Source organism: Bradyrhizobium jicamae (assembly GCF_018130695.1).
Classification (GTDB): domain Bacteria; phylum Pseudomonadota; class Alphaproteobacteria; order Rhizobiales; family Xanthobacteraceae; genus Bradyrhizobium; species Bradyrhizobium jicamae_B.
The window spans coordinates 252,297-266,612 of sequence record NZ_JAFCJX010000004.1; the positions used below are offsets into that span (position 1 = coordinate 252,297).

At 62.6% G+C, this 14,316-nt stretch carries 12 protein-coding genes; 8 read left to right on the top strand and 4 right to left on the bottom strand.

Annotation, left to right across the window (positions count from 1 at the left end; all coding sequences use genetic code 11):
- The first annotated feature begins 52 nt into the window (after nucleotides 1-52).
- Together JQ604_RS08005 and JQ604_RS08010 are read left to right on the top strand one after the other, a co-directional pair.
- On the top strand, nucleotides 53-556 hold the full coding sequence (locus JQ604_RS08005) for an NUDIX domain-containing protein (protein WP_212355106.1): 504 nt from the start codon (nucleotides 53-55) through the stop codon (nucleotides 554-556).
- Complete coding sequence (locus JQ604_RS08010; protein ID WP_212355108.1) at nucleotides 553-1,017, top strand: metallophosphoesterase family protein; 465 nt, start codon at nucleotides 553-555, stop codon at nucleotides 1,015-1,017. Before JQ604_RS08005 ends, JQ604_RS08010 begins: the two co-directional genes overlap by 4 nt.
- 84 nt (nucleotides 1,018-1,101) lie before the next feature.
- Here the strand turns inward: JQ604_RS08010 and ligD (JQ604_RS08015) are convergent, their stop codons facing one another.
- Nucleotides 1,102-2,049, bottom strand: coding sequence for a non-homologous end-joining DNA ligase (gene ligD, locus JQ604_RS08015; RefSeq protein ID WP_212355110.1), 948 nt, complete (start codon nucleotides 2,047-2,049; stop codon nucleotides 1,102-1,104).
- 140 nt (nucleotides 2,050-2,189) lie between these two features.
- Between ligD (JQ604_RS08015) and JQ604_RS08020 the strand changes: the two genes are divergently transcribed.
- A complete protein-coding gene (locus JQ604_RS08020) occupies nucleotides 2,190-2,807 on the top strand; it encodes a cell envelope biogenesis protein TolA (RefSeq protein ID WP_212355112.1) in 618 nt (205 codons plus the stop codon).
- A gap of 57 nt (nucleotides 2,808-2,864) precedes the next feature.
- Here the strand turns inward: JQ604_RS08020 and JQ604_RS08025 are convergent, their stop codons facing one another.
- Together JQ604_RS08025 and ligD (JQ604_RS08030) are read right to left on the bottom strand one after the other, a co-directional pair.
- Complete coding sequence (locus JQ604_RS08025) at nucleotides 2,865-3,032, bottom strand: hypothetical protein (RefSeq protein WP_212355114.1); 168 nt, start codon at nucleotides 3,030-3,032, stop codon at nucleotides 2,865-2,867.
- Nucleotides 3,032-3,952: a non-homologous end-joining DNA ligase gene (gene ligD, locus JQ604_RS08030; RefSeq protein ID WP_212355116.1), complete on the bottom strand. Its 921-nt coding sequence runs from the start codon at nucleotides 3,950-3,952 to the stop codon at nucleotides 3,032-3,034. The genes JQ604_RS08025 and ligD (JQ604_RS08030) overlap by 1 nt, the downstream gene beginning before the upstream one ends.
- 105 nt (nucleotides 3,953-4,057) lie before the next feature.
- Between ligD (JQ604_RS08030) and JQ604_RS08035 the strand changes: the two genes are divergently transcribed.
- Nucleotides 4,058-4,246, top strand: coding sequence for a DUF3606 domain-containing protein (locus JQ604_RS08035; protein ID WP_128931710.1), 189 nt, complete (start codon nucleotides 4,058-4,060; stop codon nucleotides 4,244-4,246).
- Nucleotides 4,247-4,270: 24 nt separating this feature from the next.
- Here the strand turns inward: JQ604_RS08035 and JQ604_RS08040 are convergent, their stop codons facing one another.
- Nucleotides 4,271-4,549 carry a hypothetical protein gene (locus tag JQ604_RS08040; RefSeq protein WP_212355118.1) on the bottom strand — a complete coding sequence of 93 codons (279 nt, stop codon included), beginning with the start codon at nucleotides 4,547-4,549 and terminating at the stop codon, nucleotides 4,271-4,273.
- A gap of 1,003 nt (nucleotides 4,550-5,552) precedes the next feature.
- Here JQ604_RS08040 and JQ604_RS08045 point away from each other — a divergent pair.
- The 4 genes from JQ604_RS08045 (at nucleotide 5,553) to JQ604_RS08060 (ending at nucleotide 14,299) form a co-directional block, all read left to right on the top strand.
- The gene (locus tag JQ604_RS08045) at nucleotides 5,553-6,515 is read left to right on the top strand and encodes an ArdC family protein (RefSeq protein WP_212355120.1); all 963 of its coding nucleotides are present in this window, start codon (nucleotides 5,553-5,555) and stop codon (nucleotides 6,513-6,515) included.
- A gap of 97 nt (nucleotides 6,516-6,612) precedes the next feature.
- Nucleotides 6,613-8,730 carry a ParB/RepB/Spo0J family partition protein gene (locus JQ604_RS08050; protein ID WP_212355122.1) on the top strand — a complete coding sequence of 706 codons (2,118 nt, stop codon included), beginning with the start codon at nucleotides 6,613-6,615 and terminating at the stop codon, nucleotides 8,728-8,730.
- A 185-nt stretch (nucleotides 8,731-8,915) separates the two neighbouring features.
- Complete coding sequence (locus tag JQ604_RS08055) at nucleotides 8,916-13,238, top strand: strawberry notch-like NTP hydrolase domain-containing protein (RefSeq protein WP_212355124.1); 4,323 nt, start codon at nucleotides 8,916-8,918, stop codon at nucleotides 13,236-13,238.
- A complete protein-coding gene (locus tag JQ604_RS08060) occupies nucleotides 13,238-14,299 on the top strand; it encodes a DUF7146 domain-containing protein (protein WP_212355126.1) in 1,062 nt (353 codons plus the stop codon). The genes JQ604_RS08055 and JQ604_RS08060 overlap by 1 nt, the downstream gene beginning before the upstream one ends.
- The last annotated feature ends 17 nt before the right edge of the window (nucleotides 14,300-14,316 follow it).

The following is a 14,316-nucleotide window of genomic DNA, read 5'->3' on the forward strand; positions in this document are numbered from 1 at the left end:
CATCCCGTGATGCCAGACGGCCGTTAGCTCGTTGTCCGCGGCGGGGAGCGATATGGCTGCGCCGAAAAAGACTTCCAGGAGATCGATGTTGAGTGCGGGCATTCTCGCATACCGCAAGGGCGCTCGCGGGCTCGAGGTTCTGCTCGTTCATCCCGGCGGTCCGTTCTGGCGCGAGAAGGATAATGGCGCTTGGTCCATTCCGAAGGGCGAAATCGATGGCGCGGATGCTCCCGAGCAGGTCGCGCGGCGCGAGTTTGCCGAAGAACTCGGCCCGAGTGCTTCGATTGGTCCACTTCGTGCGCTGGGGGAGGTCCGACAGCGAGGAGGGATGCGCGTTATTGCATTCGCCGGAGAAGGCCGTTTTGACCCGGCGGCGCTGACCAGCAATACCTTCGATATCGAATGGCCGCCACGAAGCGGTCGACGGCAGAGCTTTCCCGAAGTCGACCGCGCGGAATGGTTTGATATCGAGTTCGCGCGGACCAAGATACTGTCCGGGCAGGTCGAACTTCTCGATCGTCTTTTGGCGATCGCGGCTGAGAGCGACGGAAAATGATGTTCAGGATTGGAATCATTTCGGACACGCACGGCATGTTGAGGCCCGAGGCGGAACGAGGCCTGACGGGCGTCGATCACATCATCCATGCCGGCGACATCGGACGCCCCGAGATCGTCGACGCGCTTCGCCAGATCGCGCCTGTCACTGCCATCCGTGGAAACGTGGACAATGGCGAGTGGGCTCGCGAATACGCCGACACGAGCCTTGTGCGCCTGGCGGGAAAATCGATCTACGTTCTGCACGACCTGAAGACACTGCAGGTCGATCCCCGCGCGGGCATCGACGTCATTGTCTCCGGGCATTCCCACGTGCCGAAGATCGACACGGTCGATGGCGTTCTCTACCTGAATCCCGGCAGCGCAGGACCACGGCGCTTCCAGCTGCCAATCACCCTTGCGACGCTCGAAATCACGCCTGGGGGCATGCGACCGGAGATCCACGTCCTTGGAGGCGATTGAACGCACCGCCACGGAGGGAGTTCACAGCGGAGAAGGCGAATGCGTCAACTCGTTCCGTTGGCGGGTTACGCCCGAACGGAAGCGCTATTTGCGCGAACGTTCTCGCTCGCGCACGACATCCTTGGCCCGCTTGTCAGACCTGAGGCCGAGATAGACCGGCTGGCGCAGTTCGCCCTTGCTTGTCCACTCCGCGAATTTGACCTCGGCAACCAGCGAAGGCCTGACCCAGGTCGTGGCGGCCTCGTCCTTCACTTTGGCAGGAAAGGGTGACTTAGAGACCCTCAGCTTCAAGAGCTTGGCATGGAGGTCTTCCAGGGCCTTGTGGCTGAAGCCAGTCCCGACATGTCCGATGTAGCGCCAGGCGTCGTCTTCCCGTACGGCGAGGACCAGGGCGCCGAAGAACGGCCTGGTGCGCCTGGGCACGGTGAAGCCCGCGATCACCACTTCCTGTCGCTTTGCCGTCTTGATTTTCAGCCAATCCGGGGTCCGGCTTCCGGACGCATACGAACTGTCGGCCCGCTTGGCCATGATGCCTTCGAGACCCTTCCGCCCTGCCTCGGCGAAGAATTTCGTGCCGTTCCCTTTACGGTGAGGGCTGAAGGCGATCAGCTTGTCGCGCGGCAGGATTGCCTTCAACCGCTTCTTACGCTCGAGAAGAGGCCGCTTGCGCAAGTCTGTTGCGTTCTCAAACATGAGATCGAAGACGCAATACAGGAGCTTCGCCTCATGGCGCAGCGCGTTTTGAAGCAACTGGAAATGCGAGACGCCGTCCTTTCCGATCGCGACGAGCTCCCCGTCGATCACGGCATCGCCCTTCACGCCCTCCAGCGCTTTGGCGACCTCGATATAGCCGCGGCTGATGATCTTGCCATTGCGGCTGTAGAGCGCAACCTTGCCCCGCCGGATTTCCGCGATCATCCGGAAGCCGTCATACTTGTCCTCGAAAACCCAGCCGGAATCGTCGAACGGCGCGTCGGTGAGCGTAGCGAGCATCGGCTGCAGGCGCTTGGGCAGGGTCGACGTCCGGCTCATTCGAGGCCAATCCTTAAGAGCACGTTGCGAAATGCATGGACGTCCTTCAAGGATTAGGGAACGCTTCGGGGCCGCGGCGTGTTCCGCAGGCTCCGTGGCATGCGACGTTGACGCTCGATTAAGGAGGGCGGATCAGACCGATGGCGAGAAAACTGAAAACCTTTCAGACTTCGCTGGGCTTCTTCGATCTGGCGATCGCCGCTCCTTCCATGAAAGCTGCCCTCGAAGCCTGGGGCGCCAACAGCAATCTCTTCCACCAGGGCGCGGCGAAGGAAAGCGACGATCCGGACGTCATCGCTGCGGCCATGAAGAAGCCTGGCGTCGTTCTCAGGCGCCCGGTCGGATCCGACCGATCCTTCAGCGAGCAAGCCGAACTGCCCACCGATCTTGACGGCGGCAGAAGATCGACGAAAGCCGCCCGCAAATCGAAAGGCGCTGTGGCGAAGAAGCCTGCCTCGCGTTCCGTCGACAAGGCGGCGGAGCGGACGGCTGCGCTCGCCTACGAACGCGAGGAGAAGCGCCGCGCGCATGAACGGGCGAGGGAAGAGGCCGCTAGGCAGAAAGAGCGTGAGCGCCGTCAGCAGGCGGTCGACAAGGCGCAGTCTGCGCTGGACAAGGCGGAGCAGGAGCACACGAAGCGGGCCGCCGCCATCCAGGCCGAGGTTGACGCTCTCGCGAATAGATCGCAAACCGAAGACGATCGCTGGAATAAAGAGAAGGAGCGTTTGGAAGCTGCGCTGCGGCGCGCCCGGAGTTAGTCTCTTGACGTTTCTTGCTCCGAGGCACCGAGGAAAGCCAGAGGTGCCGTCAAGCGTTCATCGTTCGGCGTCTGGTATGCGCGCTGCGGCTCGGTTCACCGCGGTGCGGTCGTGTCGGTCTTCAGGAGTGAGCTCCATGACCGCTCGATGCAGCTCGGCCGGGATCGTCAGCGGACTTTCCGGGGGCTTGTTCGCCCACTGCCAGAAGCGATCGAACGCATCCATCACAAGTCCTCTCGCAGGCCCCGGAAGAACGGGTGGCGGACCTTTCCCTCAGCCGACTTCGCGCGATACTCGATCTCGGCCAGAAGCTTGGGTTCGACCCAGATGCCCTTGTGGCCGATGCGCTTGGTATAAGGCTGGGTCTTTCGGATGAGGGGTTTAAGCCGTCTCTGCAGATCGGCTGCCGAGACCTTGTCGAAGCCGTGGTCGACTTTGCCGGCATAGACCAGATCGTCGCCCTTGCGCCGGCCGACGTAGATGCCGTCCCACTTCGTCCCATCGAGTGCGAAACCCGCAATGGTCAACGTCTCACGCTGTTCGCAGGTCTTTTTGACCCAATCATTCGTGCGTCCCGTTGGATAGGCGCTGCCCCGGACCTTCGAGACGACGCCTTCGAGGCCGAGCTTGCAGGCGTGCGCGAACATCTCGCGGCCGTCTATCTCGAAGCTTTCGCTGAACTGGATGTCGGTGCCGCTTAGTATCTTCTTAAGTTCGGCTTTGCGCTGAAAGAGCGGTAGCTTCCGGATATCTCGGCCGTTCAGATAGAGCAGATCGAACGCGACGAGCACGATGCTCTTCGACTTGCCCTTGAGCTCGTTCTGCAGAACCGAGAAGTCGGTCGTGCCATCGGCGGCAGGTACCACGATCTCGCCGTCCACTACTGCCGAGTTCGCCTTGATCCGCCAGGCGTCATGAGCGACCTTCTTGAAGCGATGCGTCCAATCGTGGCCGCGCCGGGTGAAGATCTTCGCCGTTTCGTTGGCCAGATGGACCTGAACTCGGTAGCCGTCGAACTTGATCTCGTGAATCCAGCGCTCTCCGGATGGCACCTTCTCGATCGAGGTGGCCAGGGCCGGTTCGATAAAGCCGGGGAAGGGCGCCTTGACGCCGATAGCCGGCGGCATTTTACGCTGAAACGCCACTGAAGAACTCCACGCTACAGCCGATTCAAATTGGCACAGATCGAATCGTTCCGGAACCGGCGAATCCTTGTTGCGTTGCCTCGACGCCACGAACAGGAGGTATCCATGGCGGCAGCGAAGAAGTCGAAGACGTCCCGCGGACGCAAGCAGGACCGGGCACGGGTGGCCGGGGGGCAGGACTACGAGGTGCAGTACGAGGCCAAGAAGACCGGAAGGTCGGCACCGGCGGTGAAAAAGGCTGTCAAAAAGGTCGGCAACGCGCGCAAGCGTGTGGAGAAACGGCTAGGCCGCTGAGTAGGGACGGGGTGGCGTCGATGCTTAGCGCCGGTCCTCCTCGTCAGGGGCGCATTCTGGGCAGGTATCACCAATCGAGTCCAGCATGTCGCGAACCGCGGCCTCCGCTGCTTGAGGGGAGACGTCTGCTGGCGGGTCCTGACGGGCGATATCGAAGGCGCGCTCTCGTGCATGCGGATCGGCGCGGTCCTGCATCCAACCGTGCTCCTCGCACTCGCGGATGGCGCCGGCTTCGTTCAGCACGTTGATCGCCCAACCGCGCAGGGTGCGGATCGCCGGCCGTCTCTGCTTGGTCATCAGCATTGAAAGGTTCTCCCACGCTGAGACGAATCGTTTAGTCCCGCAGACGTTCCCCATCGCTAACACACGACTGGGATTCGGGATCGTGGGATCTCGTGGTTTTTCGAAGGCCAAAGGTGCTAGGGTGGGCAAGGACGAACTGAAGAAACCGTTTTTACTTCAGACGACGTCCGAGTTCAGGTGGTTGCTCCTTGTCCGATTTTGCGCGTGCGGCTGTCGCGCACCGGGCTCTCGTGGACCGAGCCGCGCAGCGTCTCGCCCCTGCGGCTTCGATCCCTCGCGCACGAGCAGATCACGGCCTCGCGGGGCAGAAACGAAAAACCGGACCTTTATGCAGCAGCCACCTGCACAAAGGTCCGGCCTTATCTCAGCTTGCCGCGATACCAAATGGCTGCAAAGGACGCTTCATATCCTTTGGGAGGTCTCGCTTTTCATCCGGGTTTTCGACCCGGAGGCGGCAATAGATCAGTAGCCGATACGACTACTTCTTTTTCTTTGAAGTCTTCTTTGCCACCTTCTTGGTAGCTGCCTTCGCGGTCTTCTTTGCCTTCTTCGCTTTCTTGGCCATGTCGTCCTCTGTAAGAATTGGCTCTCAGTGAACATGCCCACGCCGTGCATAGACATGCACACGAGTGAGACGATATCACAAAAGCAAAATTGATACCAAGGAGACGCAAATCCGCATTGAGTCGCTCGCCGGAGGCACTCGCTCTCGGGTCCCGCCGTCATTGCATTCCGGCGTCGCGATCACTGCCCTTCGGGTCGGGTGCCTTCTTAACCGGTCTCGTCGCTGCACTCGGACCCGCGTGCCCCTTCGGGTCGCTATGCTCACGCTCTCCGGTTGCCATTTTGCGTTGAGGCGATGCGCCGTTGGCGCACGCCTGGTTGGGCCTGCGGCCCTGAGGCAGATTGCGACGAGGCTGAGAGTAAGAGTGCAGGCTGGGGTTTTCCGTGACGGGTTACAAGCTGCGAGAGAGGCTCGCGGTGCCCGTCGCGGAGACCCGCGATGTCAAACCCTAATGCTTGCGCGCGCGCCGGCCAGGACCGGACGAATCTCTATAACGAAATCACCGACAGGATTATTGCCGAGCTTGAGGCCGGACGCGTCCCCTGGGTTCAGCCCTGGGGTACTGCCGCGGCGAAAGCGCCACTGGCGATGCCGAAAAACGCGTCGACCAACCGGCAATACAGTGGGGTGAACATCCTCATCCTCTGGGGAGCCGTGATCGAACGCGGGTTTACAGGTCAAAGTTGGCTCACCTTTCGTCAGGCCCTCTCGCTCGGCGGCCACGTTCGCAAGGGAGAACGCGGCACCACAGTCGTCTATGCTGATCGTTTCGTGCCGAATGACGAAAAGCGACGCGCCGCTGAGACCGGCGAAGACGCGCAAGCGATTCCATTCCTCAAACGATTTACCGTTTTCAACACCGATCAGTGCGATGAACTGCCCGACAATATTACCACCGCTGCGCCGCCACCGCTGCCTGGCCTCATCGAACCCACGGTCGACGCCCTGATCAAGGCCAGCGGAATTCCGTTTCGGATGGGTGGAGATCGCGCATTCTATGCAACAGCCGAAGACTATGTGCAGGTCCCGCCGCCGCAGGCCTATTTCGAACCCATCAATTGGCACCGCACTGCGTTGCATGAACTCGGTCATGCGACCGGGCATCCCTCGCGTCTCAACCGCGACCAGAGCGGATCCTACGGCACGAAGAAATATGCCTTCGAAGAACTGGTTGCCGAGTTGAGCTCCGCATTCAGTTGCGCCTCGCTCGGGATCGTCCCGACCGTGCGTCATGCCGACTATATCGGCTCATGGCTTGAAGTCCTGCGCGAAGACGTCAGGGCCATCGTGCGTGCCGCTTCGCAGGCGAGCAAGGCCGCGGACTATTTGCTCGGATTCGTTCCCCGGCCCGTTGATTCTGCGTCGCTGGAAACGGTTGTCGCCGATCACGAGGCGGCGTGATGCTCGGCCTCGCGCGAGAGCGAGAGGAGGGAAGGCTGTTCGCGACGGGTTGGAAGCCGAGAGAGAGTCTCACGGCCGCCCGTCGTGGAGAGCCGAAATGACGAAAGCCGTACAAAAGATCACGCTGTCGCCTTCCCGGGACATTCCGTTCAACAAGCTCGTGCTCAGCCAGTCGAATGTTCGCCGAGTCAAGGCCGGTGTCTCGATCGAGCAGCTAGCCGAGAGCATCGCACAGCGTACCCTCCTGCAAAGTCTAAGTGTCCGGGCCGTCGTTGATGCGGATGGCAACGAGACCGGCATGTTCGAGGTGCCGGCGGGCGGCAGGCGCTATCGCGCCCTCGAGCTTCTGGTGAAACAAAAGCGGATGTCAAAGACGCAGGCGGTGCCGTGCGTTGTGCGTGAAGGGGGCATCGCCGCGGACGATTCGGTGGCGGAGAACGATGAGCGGGTCGGTTTGCACCCGCTCGATCAGTTTCGGGCCTTCCAGACCCTCCGCGATCTCGGCATGACTGAGGAAGACATCGCCGCGCGGCACTTCGTGAACCCTGCAATCGTGAAGCAGCGGCTGCGGCTGGCGTCGGTGTCGCCGAAGCTGCATGAGGTCTATGCCGAAGACGGCATGACGCTCGAGCAGCTCATGGCGTTCTCGGTCACAGCCGATCACGCCCGTCAGGAGCAAGTCTGGGAGAACGTCAGCCGTTCCGGTTATGACGAGCCTTACCAGATCCGTCGGCTGCTCACTGAGAACACCGTGCGCGGGTCCGATCGCCGGGCGCAGTTTGTGGGCCTCGATACTTATCAGCACGCGGGTGGCGGCGTTCTGCGGGATTTGTTCGAGCACGACGACGGCGGCTGGCTTCAGGACGTCGTGTTGCTCGACCGCCTCGTAACCGAAAAGCTCAAAGCTGAAGCTGAGACGATTGCTGCCGAAGGCTGGAAGTGGATCTCAGTCGCCGTAGACTTCTCCTACGGTCACACTCAAGGCCTACGAGCAATCGAAGGCAGACCTGTCGATCTCTCGCCTGAGGAGCAGTCCACCATCGATGCGCTGAATGCCGAGCGGGCCAAGCTGGAAACCGACTACCAGGATGCCGACGAATTGCCCGAAGAGGTCGATCAACGTCTTGGCGAAATCGAGTTGGCACTGGCGGCATTCGAAGACCGGCCAATGCTTTACGAACCGACCGAGATCGCCCGAGCTGGCGTCTTCATCTGCATCGATTCCGAAGGACGCCTCTCCGTGGACCGGGGTTACGTCCGGCCGGAGGACGATGTGCAGGAAATTGATCCTGATGTCGGGCAGGACGCCGACGTGTCGTCGACTGAAGGGCAGGAGCCCAGCACTTCAGTACAGCGCACGATCATCGCAGTCGCAGGTGGCGCTCCTGATGCGGAAGAGGATGATGAGGACGCGGCCAAACCTCTGCCGGATCGGCTCATCACCGAACTGACGGCGCATCGTACGCTGGCATTGCGGGATGCGCTGGCAGAAAATCCCGCGATCGCGTTTCAGGCGGTGTTGCATAACTTCGTGCTGACGGCCTTTTATCGGTTCGCATCGTCCGGGAGCTGTCTGGAGGTCGGCCTTCGTACACCGACCTTTCCTGCCCAAGCTCCCGGGCTGAGGGAAAGCGCGTCTGCGAAGGCTGTCGAGGCGCGGCATGAGTCCTGGAAGGCACGGTTGCCGAAGAACGAAAACGATCTCTGGGATGCGCTCACGGCTCTTGATGGTGGTGCACAGGCATCATTGTTCTCCCACTGTGCATCATTTGCGGTCAACGCCGTCTACGAGCCGGCCAACCGCTACAATCAGAGCCGTGTCTCCGCTCACGGTGTCCGCACGCGTCTCGACCAGGCTGATGTGCTTGCGCGCGCGGTCGGACTCGACATGGTGCAGGTTGGCTGGCGGCCGACCGTCGACAACTATCTCGGCCGGGTCACCAAGCCGCGAATTCTGGAGGCGGTGCGGGAAGCCAAGGGCGAATCGTCGGCACAACTGATCGACCATCTGAAGAAGGCTGAGATGGCAAAGGAGGCCGAGCGTCTACTCGATGGCTCGGGCTGGCTGCCGGAGCCGCTGCGCCTCGTCGATCCCGATGCGGCGCCAGTGGCGCAGGAGGGCGAAGCCGGCCCGCTGCCTGAATTCCTCGCCGACGAGGAGGATACGGAAAAAGCCGGCGACGATGATCCGCAACAACTCGATGCGGCTGAGTGACATCATGTGGCGGGACGGCTGAGGCTGTCCTGCAGTTGCTTGGGGACCGGTGAGTAGCGCCGGTCCCCATTTTTATTGAGTGAGCGCTGAGAGGGAGAGCCGGGCCGGGAAGGGTTTGAGCCGTTGGGTCAAAGGAGAGCGCCTGATGGTTCGACCCGTTCCCGCTCTCCGAAAGAAATCCTGTCATGACCGAATCTCTTGCCGGCGGCGCTGCCGCCGCGCCGCTCTCGATGCGTGCCGCTGCTACTCTCACCTCCGCCGCCTTCAGGGCCGCCCGACAGCTGTTGACTGATCTCGAACGCGGCCGTCGCATCGATGCCGCCGTCCTGCGCGGCGCCATGGAGGCTGCCTTCGGCACCTCGGACGCGACCGGTGCCTGGAACTGGAAGACCGCCTATGACGTCTGCGAGGCGGCAACCGTTCTCTTCCTTCGCAAGTTCGGTCCGGCCATGCGCGCCAAGGCTGGCTCGACGGCCGCGATGCTGCCAATGCTCGCGAAAATCGCGAGCTGTCTGCCGACCCATACGCGGCGTTCCGAGGACAGTCAGGCGTTTCAGCAATTCTCAACGCCGATCCCGCTTGGGCTGGTCGCATGCACCGCCGCCGGCATTACGCCGGCCGACCGCGTTCTGGAGCCGTCCGCGGGGACCGGCTTGCTCGCTATCCTTGCCGAGCTCGCCGGCGGCTCCCTGATATTGAACGAGTTGGCCGAAGGCCGCGCGTCGCTGCTGGATCATTTGTTCGCCAATGTTGAGGTCACGCGGTTCGACGCCGCCCAGATCAATGATCACCTCGACGCGTGTGTCGTACCGAGCGTCGTTCTGATGAACCCGCCGTTTTCCGCTGTGGCGAATGTGGATCGACGAATGGCGGACGCCGCTTTCCGGCACATCGCTTCGGCGCTCGCGCGTCTTTACGACGGTGGACGCCTCGTCGCCATCGCTGGCGCAGGTCTTGGACCGGATAACCCGGCGAGGACTGATGCCTTTGTTCGCCTCCAGGAGCGCGGACGGGTCGTGTTTTCTGCCGCCATTGACGGTTCCGTTTACGCCAAGCACGGCACTCAGATGGACACGCGGCTGCTTGTGATCGACAAGCTGCCCGCTGCCGATCCGAAGGTTTTTCCTGCCTCGCAAGGCATGGCCGGCGATGTCGCCACCTTGCTCAATTGGGTAACCCAGCATGTGCCTCCGAGGCTGCCCGTCGCTGCGCCGGTCGTAGCCGACGTCATTAGGCGCCCTGCAATGTCCCGATCGTCCGGCGCCGCTGCACCACGGGCACCGTTCACTTCAGGAGGCGCAGCGCCAGAAGGCATAGAACTCACGTACGAGACGGTCGAATGGTCGCCGCCGGAAGGCGCCCGCCTCACCGATGCGCTTTATGAAGAGTACGGATTGCAGTCGATCCGTATTCCCGGATCGTACGCGCATCCGACCAAGCTCGTGCAGTCCGCGGCGATGGCGTCCGTTGCGCCACCGAAGCCGTCCTACCGTCCGCACCTGCCTTCAAGTCTGGTGGCAGACGGAGTTTTGTCGGACGCCCAGATCGAGAGCGTCATTTATGCGGGCGAGGCGCACGCCGAATTTCTCGCAGGCTCCTGGACCGTCGATGCGACCTTTGACCTTGTGGCCGCCGCGCGCGACGACGCAGAAGATGCCGTCCGCTTTCGCCGCGGCTGGTTTCTCGGCGATGGTACCGGCGCGGGCAAGGGGCGGCAGGTCGCCGGAATCCTGCTCGACAATTGGCTCAAGGGCCGCCGCCGTGCTGTCTGGATCAGCAAATCCGACAAGCTGATCGAAGATGCCCAGCGCGACTGGTCCGCGCTCGGCATGGAGCGACTGCTCGTTACGCCCCTGTCCCGGTTCCGCCAGGGCACACCGATCCGGCTTTCGGAAGGCGTCCTTTTTGCCACCTACGCCACGCTGCGCACCGACGAGCGTGGCGAGAAGCTTTCGCGCGTAAGTCAGATCGTTGAATGGTTGGGCTCCGACTTCGACGGAGTGATCGTCTTCGACGAGAGCCATGCCATGCAGAATGCGGTCGGCGGCAAGGGCGAGCGCGGCGACCAGGCGGCCTCTCAGCATGGGCGCGCGGGCCTGAGGCTCCAGCACGCCCTGCCCAATGCTCGCGTGGTTTATGTGTCGGCGACGGGCGCTACCACGGTCCACAACCTAGCTTATGCCCAACGCCTGGGCCTTTGGGGCGGCGCCGACTTCCCATTCGCCACGCGCGCCGAGTTCGTCGAAGCGATCGAGCAGGGCGGGGTCGCGGCGATGGAGGTGCTGGCCCGTGATCTCAAGGCGCTCGGCCTCTACGCGGCCCGCTCGCTCTCTTACGAAGGCGTCGAGTATGAGCTCCTCGAGCACCAGCTTACGCCGGAGCAGGTCCGCATCTACGACGCCTATGCCAGTGCGTTCAGCGTCATCCATAACAACCTCGACGCTGCGATGCGGGCCGCCCACATCACCGGCGAAACCGGAACGCTGAACGGGCAGGCAAAGTCCGCGGCCCGATCCGCCTTCGAGAGCGCCAAGCAGCGCTTCTTCGGCCATCTGCTGACCTCGATGAAGACGCCGTCGCTCATCCGATCGATCGACCGCGATCTAGACGCCGGCCATGCCGCTGTCATCCAGATTGTTTCAACGGGCGAAGCGCTGATGGAGCGCCGGCTCGCCGAGATCTCGACCGAGGATTGGGGCGACGTCCAGGTCGATATCACCCCGCGCGAGTATGTGCTCGACTATCTCGCCCATTCCTTCCCGGTCCAGCTCTACGAGCCGTTCACCGACTCTGAGGGCAACCTATGCTCTCGGCCTGTCTATCGCAACGGACAGCCAGTCGAGAGCCGGGAAGCCGTCGCACGCCGCAATCGCCTCATCGAGAAACTCGCCTCGCTGCCTCCGGTACCCGGCGCGCTGGATCAAATAGTGCAGCGCTTCGGCACCGACACGGTCGCCGAAGTGACTGGCCGCTCGCGACGGGTCATCCGAAAGGGCGACCGCTTGGTGGTCGAGAACCGCGCCGGTTCGGCCAATCTCGCTGAGACCTCGGCGTTTATGGATGACGTCAAGCGCATCCTTGTGTTCTCCGACGCGGGCGGCACCGGGAGGAGCTACCACGCCGAGTTGTCGGCCCGGAATCGCCGCTTGCGGGTCCATTACCTGCTCGAACCCGGCTGGAAGGCGGATGCTGCGATCCAGGGTCTCGGTCGAACCAACCGGACCAATCAGGCGCAGCCGCCGCTGTTTCGGCCGATCGCGACCGACGTGAAGGCCGAAAAGCGCTTTCTCAGCACCATTGCCCGCCGGCTCGACACGTTGGGGGCCATCACGCGCGGCCAGCGCCAGACCGGAGGGCAGGGTCTATTCCGGCCGGAGGACAATCTCGAAAGTCAGTACGGGCGCGATGCGTTGCGTCAACTCTACACGCTGCTCGTCCGAGGCAAGGTCGAAGGTTGCTCGCTCGAGAGGTTCGAGGATGCGACCGGCCTGAAACTGACGGATATCAATGGCCTTAGGGATGACCTGCCGCCGATCACGACCTTCCTGAACAGGTTATTGGCGCTCACCATTGACCTGCAGAATGTCCTGTTCACCGCCTTCGAGCAGCTCTTGACCGCTCGGATCGAAGGCGCGGTTGCATCCGGCACCTACGACGTGGGGTTGGAAACCCTCCGTGCCGAGAGCTTTGTCGTCACCGACCGGCGGACGATCTATGACCATCCGGGGACCGGCGCCGAGACCCGGCTGCTCACGGTCGCCCAGCGCCAGCGCAATCATCCGGTGAGTCTGGATGATGCTCTTGCTCGTCTTTCCGATCGTCGGGCCGTCCTGCTCGTCAATGAGCGCTCGAGACGAGCTGCCGTGCAGGTCCCCGCGGCGAGCGTCATGCTCGATGACGGCGAGATCGAGCGGCGCGTCCGTCTGATCCGGCCGATGGATCAGCACACGGTCCCCTTGACCACCATGGCCGAAAGTCATTGGGACGAAGCGGATCGTGAACGCTTTGCCTCGACCTGGCTGGCGGAGCTTGCCGAGGTGCCCGAGTTCACGGAAACCACGATCCACGTTGTGGCGGGCTTGCTGTTACCGATCTGGAAGCGGTTGCCGAACGAGTCGACCCGCGTCTATCGGCTCCAAACCGATGCGGGCGAACGCATCATCGGACGCAAGGTCTCTGCTGTCTGGGTCGCAAGCGTCCTTGCGGCGGACGCGCCTTCGCTGACGCCGGATGCTGCCTTTGCCGCGCTGGTGGAAGGACGGACCGTCCTCGATCTAACGGAGGGCCTCCAGCTTCGTCGAGTCCGGGTGATGGGTGCATATCGCATCGAGCTGTCGGGATTCAACGACACGATGCGCGATCGCCTCCGTGCTTACGGCCTCTTTGGGGAGATCATCTCCTGGAAGCTGCGCATGTTCGTACCCACGGACGCGAGCGGCATTGAGGTCCTGTCGAGGGTGCTCGACACCTATCCGGTTACGGGCGTCAGTGAGCGGGAGGCCGCGTGATGTCCGGCGATATCTCCGAGCTGGCACGCCGCCTCGCGCGCGAGGCCGAGGCGGTGTGCCGACACTATCTCCCCAATGGTAAGCGGGCGGGGCGGTACTGGGTGGTGGGCGACGTCCACAACACCCCGGGCCGCTCGTTATTTGTGCGGCTCCAAGAATCGTCGAAGGGCCCCGCCGGCAAATGGACCGATGCCGCGACCGGGGAGCATGGCGATCTCCTCGACATCATCCGCGAAAGCCTTGCCTTGCGAGACTTTCGCGAGGTCGCCGAGGAGGCGAGGCGCTTTCTGAAGCTGCCTCGTTCTGAGGAGCAATCACTCCCGAGACCCGTTCGTCTAGTCGTGCCGGCCGGATCGCAAGAAGCCGCCCGTCGACTTTTTGCGATATCCGGTCCGATCGAAGGGACGTTGGTGGAAACGTATTTGCAACGTCGTGGAATAAGCCAAATCCAGCATGGTGGTAGCCTGCGCTTCCACCCACGTTGCTACTACCGACCGGACGAGCATTTGCCGACTGAAACGTGGCCGGCGATGATAGGCTCTGTCACGGACCTCGAGGGACGGATCACCGGCGTGCATCGCACCTGGCTCGATCCACACGGCTTTGATCGCGTGCGGCTCGGCAAGGCCCCGATCGACACGCCACGACGGGCCATGGGCGACCTGCTTGGTAACGCCGTTCGCTTCGGCGTGGTGGACGACGTGCTCGCTGCGGGCGAGGGCATCGAGACCATGCTGTCGCTGCGTTATGTACTGCCGACCTTGCCCATGACCGCTGCTCTCTCGGCCAATCACCTCTCAGCCATGTTGCTGCCCTCTGGCCTACGCCGACTCTATATCGCCCGCGACGCAGATGCCGCCGGAGACGCCGTACAGGCAGTTCTCGCCCAGCGCGCGGAGGACGCCGGCATTGAAGCGATCGCCTTGTCGCCTCGGCTGGGCGACTTCAACGAAGATCTGCACATCTTCGGCCTCGATGCCCTCCGAGCAGCGTTGCTACTTCAACTCGTACCGGAGGACGTCGTTCGTTTCCTGCATTCGTCGACGGCAACCGCGGAATAGCCCCGGCAATTCGATGG